At 40.1% G+C, this 564-nt stretch carries 1 pseudogene; it reads right to left on the bottom strand.

Annotation, left to right across the window (positions count from 1 at the left end):
* A pseudogene (locus tag RR876_RS17195) lies at positions 1-374 on the bottom strand (sel1 repeat family protein); the annotation flags it as partial.
* Positions 375-564 lie beyond the last annotated feature (190 nt).

Here is a 564-nt window from a genome sequence, read left to right as displayed (position 1 = left end):
ATTAATGCTCCATGACCTGTTTCATGCTCAGAAAAATACTCAATTCGTTCAATCAATCCCAAACTTTTAGACACTTGCTCCAAGGGTAGAAACCATCGTGTAATGGTATAGAGTCCCGGAACATCTTTCATTTTCACAATGTCAGAAGATGACTCAGGATCTTCGGGTCGAACCAAGGCTCTCAGCATCTGCATAGGAGATTCAGCTTGTGGTGGCATTAAATTCACCCCAACCAGCTCTCCATCATTGGTTTTAGCAACCTCCCAAACTTTCATAATAGATTGATCAAATTGATAAAACTCACCACTTTGATTGAGCCAGATAACCACATCACCCGCGCGAATCTCTTCTCCACTTTTATAATGTAATGACATCTCTCACCTTATTTTTTATTGTATATTTCCCCTGCGCAGATTTTACCCAAAAAAAAGCCCGCATAAAGCGGACTTTTTCAATAACTTTCAAATATTAAGCAGATTTTTTCGCTTGTGCATTTTTACGGATCGTAATCATGATCAATTGCACTGCTGCAGGTGTTACCCCCGGAATACGATTTGCTTGAGC

The organism is Acinetobacter sp. (genome assembly GCF_036666595.1).
GTDB lineage: Bacteria > Pseudomonadota > Gammaproteobacteria > Pseudomonadales > Moraxellaceae > Acinetobacter.
Note: the sequence above shows the minus strand (reverse complement) of the source record. Positions and strands in the feature narration are given on the sequence as shown.